The organism is Bacteroidota bacterium, from assembly GCA_017303975.1.
GTDB lineage: Bacteria > Bacteroidota > Bacteroidia > JAFLBG01 > JAFLBG01 > JAFLBG01.
Genome location: JAFLBG010000020.1, coordinates 1 through 15913 on the forward strand (window position 1 = coordinate 1; position 15913 = coordinate 15913).

Annotated in this window: 15 protein-coding genes; 10 read left to right on the top strand and 5 right to left on the bottom strand. The window is 30.2% G+C overall.

Features of this window, described 5'->3' with window-relative positions:
• Window positions 1-310: primosomal protein N' (locus J0M08_08140; GenBank protein MBN8703020.1), on the top strand; the 310-nt coding region annotated here is incomplete at its 5' end.
• A 5-nt stretch (window positions 311-315) separates the two neighbouring features.
• Here J0M08_08140 and J0M08_08145 read toward each other — a convergent pair.
• On the bottom strand, window positions 316-1566 hold the full coding sequence (locus J0M08_08145) for an N-acetylmuramoyl-L-alanine amidase (protein MBN8703021.1): 1251 nt from the start codon (window positions 1564-1566) through the stop codon (window positions 316-318).
• Window positions 1567-1595: 29 nt separating this feature from the next.
• Here J0M08_08145 and arfB point away from each other — a divergent pair, with 29 nt between their 5' ends.
• The 3 genes from arfB to J0M08_08160 all read left to right on the top strand — a co-directional run bounded on the left by arfB (window position 1596) and on the right by J0M08_08160 (window position 4656).
• On the top strand, window positions 1596-2006 hold the full coding sequence (arfB, locus tag J0M08_08150; protein MBN8703022.1) for an aminoacyl-tRNA hydrolase: 411 nt from the start codon (window positions 1596-1598) through the stop codon (window positions 2004-2006).
• Window positions 2007-2082: 76 nt separating this feature from the next.
• Window positions 2083-3177, top strand: a complete 1095-nt coding sequence (locus J0M08_08155; GenBank protein ID MBN8703023.1) for an acyltransferase — start codon at window positions 2083-2085, stop codon at window positions 3175-3177.
• A gap of 303 nt (window positions 3178-3480) precedes the next feature.
• Window positions 3481-4656: a hypothetical protein gene (locus J0M08_08160; GenBank protein ID MBN8703024.1), complete on the top strand. Its 1176-nt coding sequence runs from the start codon at window positions 3481-3483 to the stop codon at window positions 4654-4656.
• A 344-nt stretch (window positions 4657-5000) separates the two neighbouring features.
• Here the strand turns inward: J0M08_08160 and J0M08_08165 are convergent, their stop codons facing one another.
• The 4 genes from J0M08_08165 to J0M08_08180 are packed head-to-tail and all read right to left on the bottom strand — an operon-like array spanning window position 5001 to window position 9379.
• Window positions 5001-5834 (bottom strand): acyltransferase, encoded by an 834-nt coding sequence (locus J0M08_08165; GenBank protein MBN8703025.1) that lies wholly within the window; start codon window positions 5832-5834, stop codon window positions 5001-5003.
• 42 nt (window positions 5835-5876) lie between these two features.
• On the bottom strand, window positions 5877-7745 hold the full coding sequence (gene asnB, locus J0M08_08170) for an asparagine synthase (glutamine-hydrolyzing) (GenBank protein MBN8703026.1): 1869 nt from the start codon (window positions 7743-7745) through the stop codon (window positions 5877-5879).
• A gap of 1 nt (window position 7746) precedes the next feature.
• Window positions 7747-8625 (bottom strand): glycosyltransferase family 2 protein, encoded by an 879-nt coding sequence (locus tag J0M08_08175; GenBank protein ID MBN8703027.1) that lies wholly within the window; start codon window positions 8623-8625, stop codon window positions 7747-7749.
• Between the two features lie 7 nt (window positions 8626-8632).
• A complete protein-coding gene (locus tag J0M08_08180; protein MBN8703028.1) occupies window positions 8633-9379 on the bottom strand; it encodes a class I SAM-dependent methyltransferase in 747 nt (248 codons plus the stop codon).
• A gap of 245 nt (window positions 9380-9624) precedes the next feature.
• Here J0M08_08180 and J0M08_08185 point away from each other — a divergent pair, with 245 nt between their 5' ends.
• From J0M08_08185 to J0M08_08210, 6 genes are read left to right on the top strand one after another with little or no spacing between them, the layout of a single operon-like run.
• Window positions 9625-10602 carry an NAD-dependent epimerase/dehydratase family protein gene (locus J0M08_08185; GenBank protein ID MBN8703029.1) on the top strand — a complete coding sequence of 326 codons (978 nt, stop codon included), beginning with the start codon at window positions 9625-9627 and terminating at the stop codon, window positions 10600-10602.
• A 10-nt stretch (window positions 10603-10612) separates the two neighbouring features.
• Window positions 10613-11347, top strand: coding sequence for a glycosyltransferase family 2 protein (locus J0M08_08190; GenBank protein MBN8703030.1), 735 nt, complete (start codon window positions 10613-10615; stop codon window positions 11345-11347).
• 26 nt (window positions 11348-11373) lie between these two features.
• Window positions 11374-13107 (top strand): hypothetical protein, encoded by a 1734-nt coding sequence (locus tag J0M08_08195; GenBank protein MBN8703031.1) that lies wholly within the window; start codon window positions 11374-11376, stop codon window positions 13105-13107.
• A gap of 40 nt (window positions 13108-13147) precedes the next feature.
• On the top strand, window positions 13148-14152 hold the full coding sequence (pseB, locus tag J0M08_08200; GenBank protein ID MBN8703032.1) for a UDP-N-acetylglucosamine 4,6-dehydratase (inverting): 1005 nt from the start codon (window positions 13148-13150) through the stop codon (window positions 14150-14152).
• Between the two features lie 2 nt (window positions 14153-14154).
• Window positions 14155-15309 (top strand): UDP-4-amino-4,6-dideoxy-N-acetyl-beta-L-altrosamine transaminase, encoded by a 1155-nt coding sequence (pseC, locus tag J0M08_08205; GenBank protein MBN8703033.1) that lies wholly within the window; start codon window positions 14155-14157, stop codon window positions 15307-15309.
• A gap of 35 nt (window positions 15310-15344) precedes the next feature.
• On the top strand, window positions 15345-15911 hold the full coding sequence (locus J0M08_08210) for a GNAT family N-acetyltransferase (protein MBN8703034.1): 567 nt from the start codon (window positions 15345-15347) through the stop codon (window positions 15909-15911).
• Window positions 15912-15913 lie beyond the last annotated feature (2 nt).

Sequence of the window (15913 nt, forward strand, 5' to 3'; positions counted from 1 at the left end):
GTTTAAATATCCACCATTTTATAGACTAATAGACATTACATTGCGTCACAAAGATTTGGATATGGTAAACGAGGCCGCGGATTATTTTACAACTCTCTTAAAACATAAATTAGGAAATAGGGTATTAGGACCTGAATTCCCGGTAGTGTCGAGAGTGAAAAATTATTATCTAAAAGGTTTATTGATTAAGGTAGAAAAAGAAAGCTCCATAAGTAAAGTAAAGCTAATGCTTCGCAGTTATATAGATGAACTTAATCAATCAAAAGATTTTAAAGCTGTTCAGGTAGTTGTGGATGTTGATCCATATTAAATTACTTACTTTACTTGCAAATACTCTAAAATGCCATCTACATAAGCATTTGCAATCTGTTTTACTCTAGACTCGGGTGTTCTATTTTTAGATTCTATTAATAATTTAAATTCTGTAGCATTGTCTTGATACATTGTTTCTCCATAACAAACAGTGCCTTGTATTAAACGTGTTAATGTTAAATTTCGATGAAAAACCCCTGCGGTATTACTTTCTAAGCAGTATTTGCTCAAATATTCGGCATCTGTATCCTTTGCCAGAGGAATTTTTGTTTTTTGCTCCATTTTTTGAGCTATACTTCCGGAAAAAGCAACAGATTTATCTAAATCATCTGTAATTAATAATCGTATAAGGTTTAGCTTTGTTTCTATGTTGTCAAGCTCTTCCGGCATAAAAGAACCGGGCACAAAGAACATATTGTAGTTTTTTTCAGAGGGAGTTCTCCAGTTTAAATTTTTTTCATCCACATTATAGTGTATTATTAATGTTAAATCGGGTTTAAAGGCATTTATTTTTCTCGCTCTTTCTTTTAATTCGTAATTCAAGAAAAATTTTCTAAAAGCTATTTTTTTTGAAGTTGTGCCAAGAAGTAAATCTTTTTCTTCTGCTGTAATTTCTTTATTTGCAAAGGCATTGGTGACATCCGTTTTTCTTTTTTTATTATACCATTCGTCAAATGTAATACCAAATGCAGTTTGGTCCGGTTTGGTTCGAGTAAGCAATACATTGGCGCCAAAACGTTCTAGTTTTTCTTTTATTAATTGAGCCGTTAGCAGGGTTAATTCTCCTTCTATCAAGGTGTCAGAGTAAGGAGGGAGGGTTAAGTATTTTTCTTCAATAGCAGCAGTTCTCGAGTTCCCCGCAAAATGTCCAGGATCTATTGCAATTTTAACACCCTCAAGAGTATTTTTACTTAGATTTTGATTGACATTAATGAGCGGTGTTGAGTTGATAATGGCAGAAAGCCTTACACTGTCTTTGATGTAGGTACCAATTGTGTCGTAGGAGATAGTTTTTAGGGCAATTTTCCATTTATCTAAATCTTGCCATTGTACAATAAGTTTTTGACGTTTATTGGTATCTACAATTCCAATTCCTTTCGAGCTAATATATACTAAAGAGTCGAGCCTGTTTTTTTTATCGAGCGACTTGCTTAGTTTTTTTGAATAAACATAAAATAAACTATCTCCGTTTATTTGAGCCGAATACTTGTTGGTAAATAAAAAAGTAAACAGAATAATGCTAAAAATTCTCATTTGAAATTACAGTTGTGTAAATTTACAACATGAATTTTACATTTTTAGAACAATTAGTAAAAGAAGTTTCTTTTAAAACTAGCCGAAGTGAGGGAAAAGGTGGTCAAAATGTGAATAAAGTGGCTACTAAAGTTGAATTGTTGTTTAATATTAAGGCTTCAAAGGTATTGTCTGCAGAGCAAAAACAAACAATAGCAGAGAAACTAAAGAATAGAATTGATATTGATGGCGTTTTGCATCTAATAGCTCAAACAGAACGTTCTCAGTTGGCAAATAAAGAAATTGTAGTTAAGAAATTCGTTGAGCTATTGAAAAAGGCACTAACAAAGCCTATTCTGCGTAAACCCACAAAGCCTTCTAAAGCCGCAAAAGCAAAACGGTTGGATGTTAAAAAACATAGGTCCGAAATAAAGAAGGGGCGAAGGGGTGGATTTATTTAGTAAGTGGCAAGGTTTGTTACAATATAATTGACAATTAGTTATAGTTTTACTGCATAATTTTGATTTTTAGGTTCACATGGATTTCTTTTTGGATTATTTGAGAAAACTAAAAATTGCTGATGTCTTAAATGCAAAAGATAGAATTTCAAGTATCGATTTTTTTAGAGGTATTGCAATAATAACTGTGGTTATTTACCATTTTGAAAGAATTCTTCCTTATGGTTATCTTGGAGTTGATTTGTTTTTTGTTATTTCAGGTTTTTTAGTTGGAGGTATTTTAATAAAGGATGTTTTATTAGAAAGGAGGATTAACTATTTTAAGTTTATACTTCAAAGGGGATTTAAAATTTGGCCATCTTATTATTTTTTTATTTTTTTAGGATTGGGAGTAGCATATTTACTCTATAGAAATAGTGAACCTAGTCAAATTATTCCTTGGTGGGATTTAAAAAGATATCTCCTTTTTTATCAAAATTATACAGGAGCTCCATTCCACAATATTTTTGATCATGTTTGGTCTTTGTGTGTGGAAGAACATTTTTATTTAGTATTTCCCTTTCTATTCATTTTTATACAGAAATTTATTAAAGCAGAATTGCGAAAAAAATATCTATTTATTTTTATGGGTTTGGTAATTATATGTGGAGTACTATTTAAGTTATTATCCTTACACTATACAAATAGTAAAGATACATATTCAGGAACCCATAATAGGATAGACGCATTGGCTTGGGGAGCAATGCTTAGTTTGATTATATTCAATTACGGAAATAGGCTAAAAGAAATTAAGAATATATACTTTGTTTCATTGTTAGGAGTGGTGATTTTTGTTCTTTCTATTTTTATTAAAGTAAAGTGTAATTCTTTTTATTTTGATAAGATTATTTTTCATTCGCTTGTTCCTTTTAGTTTTTTTTTACTTGTTTTGGGATTATATCATTATGATTTTTCCAGATTTAAAGTGATAAGAGTAATGGCATACTACAGCTATAATTGGTATTTATGGCATACCATATTTACAATTGTATGTTCCCAATATATAGGTGTCAATGTTGTTGGTTTGATTACTTACCTTATTATTACATTTACAGTAGCTGTTTTTGCTACTGTAATAGTAGAGGAGCCTACCTTGGCAATTAGAGGAAAGATTTTAAAAAAAATATTCGATTAGTTTTGGTATAAGGAGGATTCCAATCGTTTACTTTAACATGTAATTTAGTATTAAATCATAGTTTTGTATTATTTTAAGCACAGATGGTAATTAATAATAATAGTAATGTATAACGATTATAACGAATATGGTTATATGAGTTCGTATTTAACAATATGGGACTTATACATTACGCCCTTTTTTTTGATTATAATTTATTTTATTGGTAAGGTAATTAAGGAAAGGAATATTAGAACTAAGCCGTATTATAAATATTATCAAAGAGCCCTTTTTTTTAAAATATTTGGTTCAATTGTATTTTGTTTGATTTATACACTTTATTATGGAGGTGGTGATACCACCAACTATTATGAGTCTGGGGTTGCAATTGCCAATCTTTTAGATGTTGATTATCATAAGTTTTTTGACATACTTTATAATGGGGAGATCGATAAAAGAATACATTATTTTACAAATGAAACAGGTTTTCCTGTTTATAAGCGAGATGTTCACTCTGCTTTTGTATCAAGGATTATAGCTGTATTTACACTAGTTGGTTTTAAAGCTTATATTCCAACCACTATTCTTCTTAGTTTTGTTTGTTTTATTGGAAATTGGAAGTTATATGTTTTGTTTATTGAGTATTTTCCTAAAATTCAAAAAGAATTATTCATTGCTTTGCTAGCTATTCCATCAATTTTATTTTGGGGGGCAGGTATTTCAAAAGACACCATAACTCTTTCTGCATTGGGTTGGTATGTATATGGGTTCAATAAATTTTTTATTCTGAAAAAAGATAGAATAATCTCCGGTATTTATTTGGGAATAGCCTCCTATCTTTTAATTGTTATTAAGCCTTATATCTTTTTTGCTACGTTACCTGGTTCTGTTATTTGGTTTTTTAGCGATTTTACTCATAGGATTGGAAGTAAGTTGATTAAATTTCTAATAGGTCCTATCTTCTTATCTGTAGCCGTTCTATTCTCATATTATATTCTACTTAATTTTGGAGAGAATCTGGGACAATATAGCTTAGATAACGTATTTAATAAAGCATCTACCACCCAGAAAGATTTTAAAAACAACGAAGCCTATAGTAAAAACTCATTTGATATCGGTGATTTTGAGCCAACGTTAGCCGGATCACTTAAAAAAGCTCATTTGGCAATTGCAGCAGGATTGTTTAGGCCATATTTATGGGATGCTCGAAATGCGGTAATGTTGCTATCTGCCTTAGAGAATACATATATAGCCTTACTTACCTTTTTTCTTTTGTTGAGACTAAAATTTTTTGGATTCTTTTTTTTAATCAACAAACATCCATTACTTCTGTTTTCTTTTTTGTTTGCTCTTTTTTTTGCATTCGCTGTAGGTCTATCTACAGCTAATTTTGGTGCACTTGTTAGATTGAAAATTCCATGCATTCCCTTTTTCGTTGCTAGTTTATTTATACTAAAGCATTTATATCAAGTAAAAAGCGGAAGGAAGCTTGGTATTTAGTTCGAAAAATTATTTGTGTGTTTTTGAAAATTCTATTAGCACATCTATTTAAACTATTTACTTGTTATAAATGAAAATTTTTCTTTTAGGCCGAGTAAGTAACTCTCAATACTTATAACTTATTTTGCTTATGAAGATTGTTATTAGTAATGAAATGGATGTCTCAATCATAAATATTTGCCACAAGTGAGTGTTGAAGGCAAGCTTTCGAGTGATTGTTGTGGTAATTAAAATTCCGATAAAGTGAAAGCAGTATAATCCAAATGTAGTTAGACCTAATTTCGAAATCATTGTGAAATTAGATAGTTTAAAAAGACTGTTTTTAGAAAATGTCTGTTCTAATATTAAAAAAGTATAATACTCGCAATTAGTATTCGCTCAAAGATACGTATTCCATAAATTGGTAAAAGTAATTCATCTCTGAAAAAAAAGATTAACACAAAAATAATATAAATGAAGGATATAGTTTTTTTAGAAAACGACTCAACGAATGTTTTGAATTTAGGCAACATATTTATTAGCCAAGCACCTAGAGCTCCAACTGTCATATCGCCCATGCAAGAAAGAGTATGATGCTCTAGAATAATTGGACTGTCGTTTAAAGCTCTAAAGAGTATACTTACGAGAATAATTAATATAAATGGAATCCAAAGTTTTTTTATCGAAAAAAAATAGATTATTAAAGGCCAAACAAAATAAAATTGCTCTTCTATAGCTATACTCCAGAGTACACCTAATACAGAACAGTCAGGAAGCCCAAGTTTAATTAAATCAAAATTATTTGTAAAGGTAAGGTAGTTAATGTAGTTTGCCGTTTCATTTGGTGTTTGTCCTAAAAGATGTTTTAAAAAAGGAAATATAATAAATCCGAAGAATACACAGAAGTAAAATAATGGCCAAATCCTAAGAATTCTGCGTAACCAAAATTTGTTAATAGATATTTGACCATTTAGCTTTTTTTCTTCAATTAGTAAGAATGTAATTAGAAAACCACTTATGACAAAGAAAAAATTGACACCAATATTCCCATTTCCAAATATGTCTTTCTTAATAAAAGAATAAATTGGGCTGTTTTTTAAAATTATAAATTCGGTATGGAAGCTGTGAAAAAAGAAAACTGACAAGAAGCATAGAAATTTTAATCCGTCTAAATTTTCAAAATATAATTTCTTTTGCATTCTTTATAAAATTCTAGGCTATACTATTGCGTTTTTTTTAATTTAAGTTATTGTATAGTTGTTTTCATTTTTTTCAAGCCACATATGCAAAACTATTAATAGCCATAGTTTATTATATAATTCAGGCTTCCCATTTCTAAAAAAATGAATTAACTCTGACACCCATTTATAGGAAACAATATTGTATTTAGTTATAATCTTATTGCTTAAATATTTTTCAATAAGAAAGCTTAACTCATTTTTAAGCCATATTTCTAATGGTATTGCGAATCCTTGTTTTGGTCTGTTGAAAAATTCTTTTGGAATATATTGATACAAAATTTCTTTTAAAATGTATTTTGTAACACCATTTCTATATTTTAAATCAGGATGTATATTTAGTGAGTATTCAATTAATCTATGATCAAGCAGCGGCACTCTAGTTTCCAATCCAAAACACATGCTAGCTCTATCAACCTTACAAAGCAAATCATCTTGTAAGTAGTAGTTTAAATCAAATAAAACCTGTCGTTCATTACTAGTAAGTGTCCGATTTATTTTCTTATAAATATTTTTATCAAAATAGTATCTATCTGAAAAGTCTGGGTGTATATGTTCCAATAAATCCTTTTGTAAGAAGTACTGTTGTTCTTGAGAAAGTATATTATTGGGAATATCTTCATTGTCTATGAATCGCAATAAATCAAATGCTTTAGGGTTCTTTACTATATATTTTATAAATGGTTTAAGCTGATGTCTAAACTTATTTATAAATGGATTATTTAACCTTTTTGCCCAAATGTAAGATCCATATCCCATAAATAATTCGTCTCCTCCTTCTCCGGAGAGTGTTACTGTAACATGTTCTTTAGAAAGTTTTGATACAAGCATTGTTGGTATAAAAGAAGAGTCTGCAAAAGGCTCGTCATAAATTGCGGTAACTTCTTCAACAAGTTCTAAGGCGTCTTTATATGAAACAATGAATTCATGATGGTTTGTATTTAGGTGTGTTGCAATTTTCTTTGCATAGTTAGATTCGTTGTATTTAGATTCAGTAAAGCCAATTGAAAATGTATTTATTTTCGATCCTGATAAAGCAACAGCCATAGATGTAACTAAGCTAGAATCAATGCCTCCGCTTAAAAAAACACCGTAAGGGACATCGCTTTTTAAGTGATATTGAACAGAACTCATTAGTAAATCACTTAATTGAACCAATGCTTTTTTTTCGTCTTTGATTGCAATTGGTTTAATTATAGTATTTAAATTCCAATAAGGTGATATTTCTAGTTGTTGCTTGTTTATTTTTAATGAATGTCCGGCTTTTAGTTTTTTAATTTTTTGATAAATGCTATCTGGATTCGGAATGAAACCTAAATGGAGAAAATTATATACCGCACTTTTATTTATCGTAAGTTTTTTATTTAAAACCTTTACAATTGCCTTTATTTCGGATGCGAAAATAAAATCATAGCCATCCCAATAGTAGAAAAGAGGTTTTATGCCAACTCTATCTCTACATATAAATAATGTTTCTTCTTTTCTATCATAAATAGCAAATGCAAACATGCCATTAAGCTTATCAATAAACTTAACTCCTTCGTGCACGTATCCTTCAAGAATAACTTCGGTGTCCGAGTGGGTTTTTAGATTAATTGAATAATTCGATTTTAATTCAGCTCCTAGTTCTCGATGATTATAAACCTCTCCATTAAAAACTATAACATATCTTTCGTCTTGAGAGTACATTGGTTGATTTGCGTTAGCAGATAAGTCAATTATACTTAATCTTGTGTGCACTAAACCAACTTTGTTTTCCTTGAAATGACCATTTGAATTTGGTCCCCTGTGACTTAATAAATCAATTTGTTGTGCTAAATTTATATTATTTTGCAATACCCCATTTGTGTAATAACCAGCAATTCCACACATACTAAAAGAAATTTTTAATAAATAAATAGGGGTTGATAACAAGGGCGAAGAAACTATATTTTATAGCTTTAGGAATGTTATTTAATCTATAATAGCTTCCTCCAATAATGAAGTAAGATCTAAATAAAAAAATGTTAAAGTGTATAAAGTTCTTTGAGGAAATTCTTTTTTTGACTTCTTTAATAAATTTTAATGTATCTATAATTAATGAATCAGTAAGAAAGTTAGACATGCTTTTGGGATGCACTCTGTAATATAATTTACCTAAAGAATCTATTGTCCCAAATGTTGCATGTTTACTTAAATCAATCAGGAATAATCTATCTGCACTACTAAACAAATGGAGAGAAAATTTAATATTATGGGTAATTAGCTTTTTCTTGCGAATTAAATAATTAGATGGACATGTTATAATTTCTTGATTGTACAAGAGAATGTTTTGGGTAACATTCATAGTAGCTCCCACAAGTTTAATCGGGCTAGAAATCATGTTGTCTTTTTCATCGATTTTTATAATCTCACTAGAACACACATCTATATTAGGGTTTTCTTCGAAATAGATAATTCGGTGTGATATAAAATCTTTGTCAAGGATGTCATCAGAATCAAGAAATAAAATAAAATCTCCATTTGATAACTCAAGCCCTTGGTTTCTGGAATCAGATACTCCTGAATTGGGTTTGGAGTATAACACAATTCTTGGGTCATTTATTTTTTTTGCTTCATTTATTGAGCTATCGGTTGCACCATCTATTATAACAATAACTTCGATGTTTCGATAACTTTGATTTATAGCAGATGCTAACGTTTGGTAAATGTATTTTTCCGAATTATAGCAAGGAATAATAATTGATACTAAAGGAGATGAAAGTGTTTGCATTCTTACTTTATGATTTCATGCACTTAATGAAAAATGTTTTACAATTTTCTACTTCCATTCTATTTGAATAAACTATTTCGAAATCTGTAATTTCAGGATAAAAAGTTTTTCCTATTAACTTATTCATAATCCAATCAAGTAATTTGATTGGCGTTTTTCTGAAGCCCCTTAGGTAAAAGATTTTTTCAAAAATACTGGCTATTATATTTTGTTTTTTATATCTAGTATATTTTTGCCCCCCAAAGGAAAAGTTTGAAAATTCTTTTTCTATAATTTCTTGCACTTCTTGATATGTAAATTCTTGAGTGTGATAAGGGTTGGTAACAATTCCTGTGGGACTATTTACTTTGATATTTGGAGTTGATAAAAACAAAACGCCTCCTTTTTTTAGAATTCGATTAAATTCAGAAAGTATTTTAGAGTACTCCGTTGAATGTTCTATAGTTTCAAATGATGTAATATAGTCAAAGTGTTCATTTTCAAAAGGAAGCTTAGTTGCATCTCCCACTTTAAAATGGAGATTACTGTTTTTATATAAATTAGAACATTCTGTAATAGCTTCCTCAGATAAATCTATACCATAAACTCTGCTGCCTTTTATTTTTGACAAGTGAAAAGCTCCAAAGCCAGTACCACAGGCAATATCCAATATGGTCGAGTTTTCTTTAATTTCTTCAGATGCGATAATGTATCTATGAACATGCTCACCCCACCACGGACTAATTTCAGTATTTTCTTGTCGTTCTTGTGCCAATGATATTTTACTAATTTTGGTTAAATATATAAAAAGTCTTGCTATCGCAATCTGATATAAGCTAATTTTTACTTTTTCCTTTGATGATTTAAGTCCCGCTAATGTGACTTAAGTAATTCTTATTGATATGCGGATATTTTGATTTTTGTTATTCCTGTTGTGATTATTTCAATTTGTAAACTGTTATTTATTTTAGCATTTGATAATTTATAAATACTTTTACTATTCAAACAATGAAATAATAAATGAAAGTTCTAATTACAGGCGTAGCGGGTTTTGTTGGATCTAACTTGTTAAAATTGCTTCTTACAAATGGTTGTGAGGTGGTTGGGGTCGATAACTTTAGCTTTGGTTTTAGGCGCAATATCGAACCATTTTTAACTAATAAGAAATTTACTTTTTATGAAAAAGATTTAAGAGATATTGAATCACTAACAAAAATAAAATGCGATGTAATAGTTCATCTTGCATCTCAAAAAATACCTAGATATAGTACAGCCCTTTGTACTCTAGAAGATAATGCTTCTATGTTAAAGAACGTTATAAATAAGTGTAAAAAAGATAAAATAAAATTAGTATTTGCCTCTACTTCCGATGTTTATGGAAAGAATCCAATTTTACCATATCATGAAGAGTCTGATTTATTATTGGGACCTACTACGGTTAAAAGATGGGCGTATGCACTCTCTAAAATATATGCTGAACAGCTTATAATTGCCAATAATCAAGAATTTGATTTGGAGTTTACCATAATGCGTTTTTTTGGTTCTTACGGAGTTAATCAAAATACTACTTGGTGGGGAGGCCCTCAGTCGGTGTTTATTCAAAATATTCTGGAAGATAAACCTATTGAAATTCATGGAGATGGTTCTCAAACAAGAACATTTACATATGTAGCAGATACAGTTCAAGGGGTAGAGAAATGTATTTTCCACCAAAATTCTAAAAATGAGATATTTAATATTGCTAGCGAGCCAACACAAGAAATAACTATACTTAATTTAGCCAAACTTATTTGGAAATTAATGAAAGACGATTCAAGTGCTCCAAATATTAAAATGATTCCTTATTCAACATTTGGAAAATATGAAGATGTAATGAGAAGGGTTCCTTCAATTGATAAAATAAAACAAAAATTGGACTATGAACCTAAATTTAATTTAGAACAAGGCTTGACTGAGGCCATTAAATGGCAGTCTAACTTGCTAGCTCAACCAATTTAATTTATTTAGGATGACTAATTATTTTTTGATACCCGTTTTTAATGAAGAACTTAATTTACCTACTCTTTGTTCAAACCTTAAGAGCACACTTGTTGGTGAAAGTAATTTTTATGTATTTGTAGATGATGGATCGTCCGATAATTCAGTCCAAATAATTAGAAGAGAGCTTGCAGATAAGGAATTTATTATTCTTGGAGACGGAACAAATAATGGACCGGGCTTTTCCTTTAATATTGGTTTTGAGTGGATTATAGCAAACTCTAAATCTCAAGATGATATTGTTATAACGCTAGAGGCAGATAATACCTCTGATATAAAATTGTTGCCCAAAATGGTTGTTATTTCAAAACTTGGATTCGACCTGGTTCTAGCTTCAGTTTATGCTCAAGGAGGCGGATTTGAAAAAACTTCCTTTTTTCGAAAAATATTATCGATGATTGCCAATTTTTTCTTTAGATCAATATTTGATGTAAAGGTTTTGACCCTTAGCTCTTTTTATAGAGTTTATAGTTCAGATATTTTAAGGACCATAAAGCAGTCGAATGGTGTAATTATAAACGAGAAAGGATTTATTTGTATGTTAGAAATTTTGTTGAAATCTGTAGCGTGTAATGCTTCAATCATTGAAGTTCCAATGAAATTACACTCTTCCAAGCGTCAAGGTAAGTCTAAAATGAAGATACTTAAAACTAGCATGTCTTATTTAAAGTTTCTTCTTAAGCATAAATTTGTAGGTAATAAATAATCGTTGTAATAATTAATTTTTTTTCATTGAATAGATCTATTAAAGCTTTATCTAGAACTTTTTTTTTAAATGCATTGGATTTTCGTTCATTGGAACGCAGACTTTTGCTTTTTGTTTTATGTTGTTCTGTTTTTATGAAATGGATTTTGATTAACTATGGAATTCCCTACAAAATTCATGTTGATGAGATGGCGATATTAACAGATCCTTTTAAGATTCTTTTGATGTATGCTGAAGGTAATTTTTCTACTCCAACGAATATTCTAAACTGGCTTTATTTAATCTGGTATGCTATAGTTTTTGCAATCGGACTTATTTTTAATCAATGGGATAACTTTGCTGAATTTAAGTTGTTCATGATTTCAGAGAATTCATCATTTTTATTGAGTGGAAGAATGTTTTCTCTATTGATAAGTACATTTGGTTCTTTAGTTTTAACGAAGCTTATTTTTAAAATAACGCCAGCTGCTATTTTTCGAATAATATTCTCGCTTATAGTAGTATTTAATCCAATTGAAATAAATGCAAATAATTGGGTTAAATTCGACCCTTTGGCATATTTATCATATGCCCTTATATTACATACCGCCCATAGATATTTTATAGAGAATAACCACGAAAAGCGCAAACTCTTATATACATTTTTAATTTTGGCATTGGCTGTAAGAATAGAGACAATAGGGTTTTTAATCGGATGTTTTCTTTTTGATATTTTTTGTTTTAGGGGTGAAATCTCTAAATTAGAAAAATTAAAACATGCGTTACCAACTATCATAAAATCATTTTTATTTTATGCAATACTTACGCTTCTTCCTTTTGTATTATTATATAAATATTTGCATCCAGTTGCTTTGGGTTTAACAAATTCAGAAACTTTTGAGCAAGCAATTGTTTCAAAATTAATAAAGCAGTCAGGCTCTGTTATTACTAACATATTAAACTCTTCCTATTATTTACAAGCATTATTTGCATTGTTAGGTCCAGTATTGATTATTGTTTTTTTTATCAATGCCAGAAAAAAAAAATTAGGTTTTGTTTATTTCTCTTTTTTTGTACTAGCGCTTGTCTTAACACTTTTTTTTGTGAAGCACACTCATTATTTATTAGGGGTTTCGGTTTTGATTATCTATTCTGCGCTAATATTTATTTCAGGTATAAGGTCATATAGGGTTAGATATTTATGTTCTATGTTTACTTTAATTTGGATGGTAAGTTACGATGCTTCATTACTATATCAGGTATTGTCTGTCGGAGATGTAAGAGTTCAGGTTAAGGATTATCTAATGAAAAATACAACTTCAAATGATTATATTTTTGTGGAAGGAGTGTTTTCTCAAATAAAGGACTCTCCGGAAAGGTATGGTTTGCGAAGTATTGCATCTAAGGAATTGGGAGGAGGGACTGGTTTATCTACCGAATTGTTAAGCAAAACGCTTAAAAAGGAAGATACAAGAAATATTATTGAAGTATCCGATTATGATTATTATAAAGGAAGTAAGTATGAAGGAGTTTTTACAAATAAACATGATACAAATCAATTTAAGTTGTTGAAGCCAAAGTATTTTTTGTTTGAAGGTGGGGATTATTGGGATTATAAAATGGAAAAGAAGCTAAATAATAATATTCACCAAGACTTCTATAAGTTTATACTAAGTTATTATGTCTTAGATAAATCATTTTTGTATGACATAAATGACCCAAGATTAAAATATAAGAACCACTATTATTTTATTCCTTTTTTGGTTTATAAATTAAAGTAACTTCGTTTTTAACTAACTTGTACTAAATTTTATACAGATTATGTTTACTAATAAATCTATATTAATAACAGGTGGCACGGGCTCGCTTGGAAGAGAACTAGTTAGTTTGATACTGGATAAATGGCCAGCTGTAAAACGACTGGTAATTTACTCTAGAGATGAGCAAAAGCAATATCAAATGGCTCAAGATTTCCCTGAGTCTAAATTCCCCGCAATTCGTTATTTTATTGGTGACGTAAGAGACTTTGTTAGATTAAAACGTGCATTTGAAGGTATCGATTATGTTATCCATGCCGCTGCCATGAAACATGTTCATATTGCAGAGTATAATCCTGATGAGTGTGTTAAAACAAATATTGGAGGAGCTGAAAATGTAATTAGGGCAGCGCTAGAGTCAAATGTATCTAGAGTTGTAGCCCTTTCTACAGACAAGGCGTGTGCACCAATTAATTTGTATGGAGCCACTAAACTGGCATCGGATAAGCTTTTTATAGCTGCAAATAATATTAGAGGAAATAGGGACCTAAAGTTCTCTGTTGTTAGATATGGTAATGTTATGGGTTCTAATGGTTCTGTTATGCCTTTTTTTATAAAGAAAAGAGAAAGTGGTATTTTACCAATAACAGACCCTAATATGACAAGATTTAATATTTCTCTAGAAGATGGAGCTAATATGGTTTTATTCGCTTTGGACAATGCTTGGGGTGGAGAGTTATACGTTCCTAAAATTCCATCTTATAAAATAACAGATGTTGCGAAGGCTATAGGGCCAGATTGTAAATTAGAAATAGTTGGTATACGCCCAGGAGAGAAGGTTCATGAGGAAATGATTACTGCTTCAGATTCATTTACAACTTACGATTTAGGCAAGTACTACACCATTCTACCCCAACAACCAACATGGGATTTATCCGACTTTATAAAACACTTTAGTGCAAAAAAAGTTGTCGAAGGTTTTACATATAATTCTGGTGCTAATTCAGAATGGCTTGATGTGAATGCGTTGTCAAGTCTAATAAAGCATCACGTTGAAAAAAAAATGTAGTTATGAAACCAATTCCTTATGGTAGACAGAACATTTCTCAAGAAGATATACAAGCTGTCGTTGATATACTTCAGTCTGATTATTTAACTCAAGGACCTGCTGTTATAGAATTTGAAAAGAAGTTTGCAGAATATATTGGTTCGCAATATGCCGTTGCTGTTTCAAACGGTACTGCTGCATTACATTTATGTACTTTGGCTCTAAATGTTTCAGTTGGAGATAAAGTGATAACTACCCCAATAACTTTTGCTGCTTCCGCAAATTGCATTAGATATTGCGGTGGAGATGTATTGTTTGCAGATATTGACCCTAATACATTTTTGATTGATATAAATGAGGTTGAAAAGCTTTTTAAAAAGCATCCTAAAGGATCTATTAAAGGTATTATTCCTGTTGATTTTTCTGGTGCCCCGGTAGATTTAGAACAATTAAGAAAATTAGCTGAATATTATGGTTGTTGGATTATTGAAGATGCCTGCCATGCTCCTGGAGGATTTATTAGAGATTCAAAAGGCATTAAACAAAATTGTGGCAATGGCGTTTATGCTGATTTTGCTATTTTCTCATTTCATCCCGTAAAGCACATTGCTACTGGAGAAGGAGGGATGATTACAACAAATAATAAAGATTTGTATGAGAAGCTTTTAATTTTAAGAACTCATGGAATTACAAAGGATGTTGGCTTATTAACTGAAAATCATGGTTCTTGGTATTATGAAATGCAGCAATTGGGTTATAATTATCGTATGCCAGATATTCTTTGCGCCTTAGGCATTTCTCAATTGAAAAGAGCAGAAGATGGTCTAATCCAAAGAAAGAAAATCGCTGATGTATATAGAAATGCTTTTAAGAATAATCCTAATATTCAGCTTCAGACTGAAGTTGAAGGGCACGCCTATCATTTGTTTGTGATACAAGTTCAAAATAGGTTAGGGTTGTATAATTATTTAAGAGAGAAGAATATTTTTGCTCAGATTCATTATATCCCAGTTCATACGATGCCTTATTATAAGCAACTGGGCTGGAAAAATGGCGACTTCTTAAAAGCTGAAAATTATTATCAACACTGTATTAGCTTACCTATTTATCCAACTTTAACAGATTTGGAGCAGAAATATGTCATCAATTGTGTAAACGATTTTTTTAGCCAGAATTAGTTTTTTTATTGAGAATTTAAGTCTTCCATATAAAGATGCGTAAGTATAAATGTTTAGGTCAAAATTCTTGGCATATAGGAGAATATAAGCTTACTCCTATTCGAGACGAGGACAAATATTTGATAATGAATTGGCGAAATGATCAAATTGATATTCTACGACAAAAACATTTGTTGACCAGGAATCAACAAGATACTTATTTTAAGAATGTAGTTTCGGGATTGTTTGATGTATTTAAGCCAGGTCAATTGCTATTTAGTTATTTTTTCAGAGATATTCTTATTGGATATGGAGGTTTGGTGCATATTGATTGGGAAAGCGAAAATGCTGAAGTTTCATTTCTATTAGAAACTAAAAGAAATAGCATTTCGAATTTATTTTTTGAGGATTTCGATAATTACCTCAAACTACTATCAAAAATAGCTTTTGGAGAATTAAAATTTAATAAGCTTCACACAACATTCTATGTTATCGACCAAAGAAAAGACTATAAGTCTGTTTTGGAACTAAACGGGTTTGTTCAAGAGGCAAGATTACATAAACATATTCTTATTAATCACAGTTTACAGGATGTTCTTATTTATTCATTATTTAAAAAGTAAAA

Excerpts from the sequence above, each read along its gene's own strand:
- pseC (MBN8703033.1), top strand. The coding sequence starts at position 14,155 with ATGAAACCAATTCCTTATGGTAGACAGAACATTTCTCAAGAAGATATA.
- asnB (MBN8703026.1), bottom strand. The coding sequence starts at position 7,745 with ATGTGTGGAATTGCTGGTTATTACACAAATGGGGTATTGCAAAATAAT.
- J0M08_08190 (MBN8703030.1), top strand. The coding sequence starts at position 10,613 with ATGACTAATTATTTTTTGATACCCGTTTTTAATGAAGAACTTAATTTA.
- J0M08_08175 (MBN8703027.1), bottom strand. The coding sequence starts at position 8,625 with ATGCAAACACTTTCATCTCCTTTAGTATCAATTATTATTCCTTGCTAT.
- J0M08_08210 (MBN8703034.1), top strand. The coding sequence starts at position 15,345 with ATGCGTAAGTATAAATGTTTAGGTCAAAATTCTTGGCATATAGGAGAA.
- J0M08_08165 (MBN8703025.1), bottom strand. The coding sequence starts at position 5,834 with ATGCAAAAGAAATTATATTTTGAAAATTTAGACGGATTAAAATTTCTA.
- pseB (MBN8703032.1), top strand. The coding sequence starts at position 13,148 with ATGTTTACTAATAAATCTATATTAATAACAGGTGGCACGGGCTCGCTT.
- J0M08_08145 (MBN8703021.1), bottom strand. The coding sequence starts at position 1,566 with ATGAGAATTTTTAGCATTATTCTGTTTACTTTTTTATTTACCAACAAG.
- J0M08_08155 (MBN8703023.1), top strand. The coding sequence starts at position 2,083 with ATGGATTTCTTTTTGGATTATTTGAGAAAACTAAAAATTGCTGATGTC.
- J0M08_08185 (MBN8703029.1), top strand. The coding sequence starts at position 9,625 with ATGAAAGTTCTAATTACAGGCGTAGCGGGTTTTGTTGGATCTAACTTG.
- arfB (MBN8703022.1), top strand. The coding sequence starts at position 1,596 with ATGAATTTTACATTTTTAGAACAATTAGTAAAAGAAGTTTCTTTTAAA.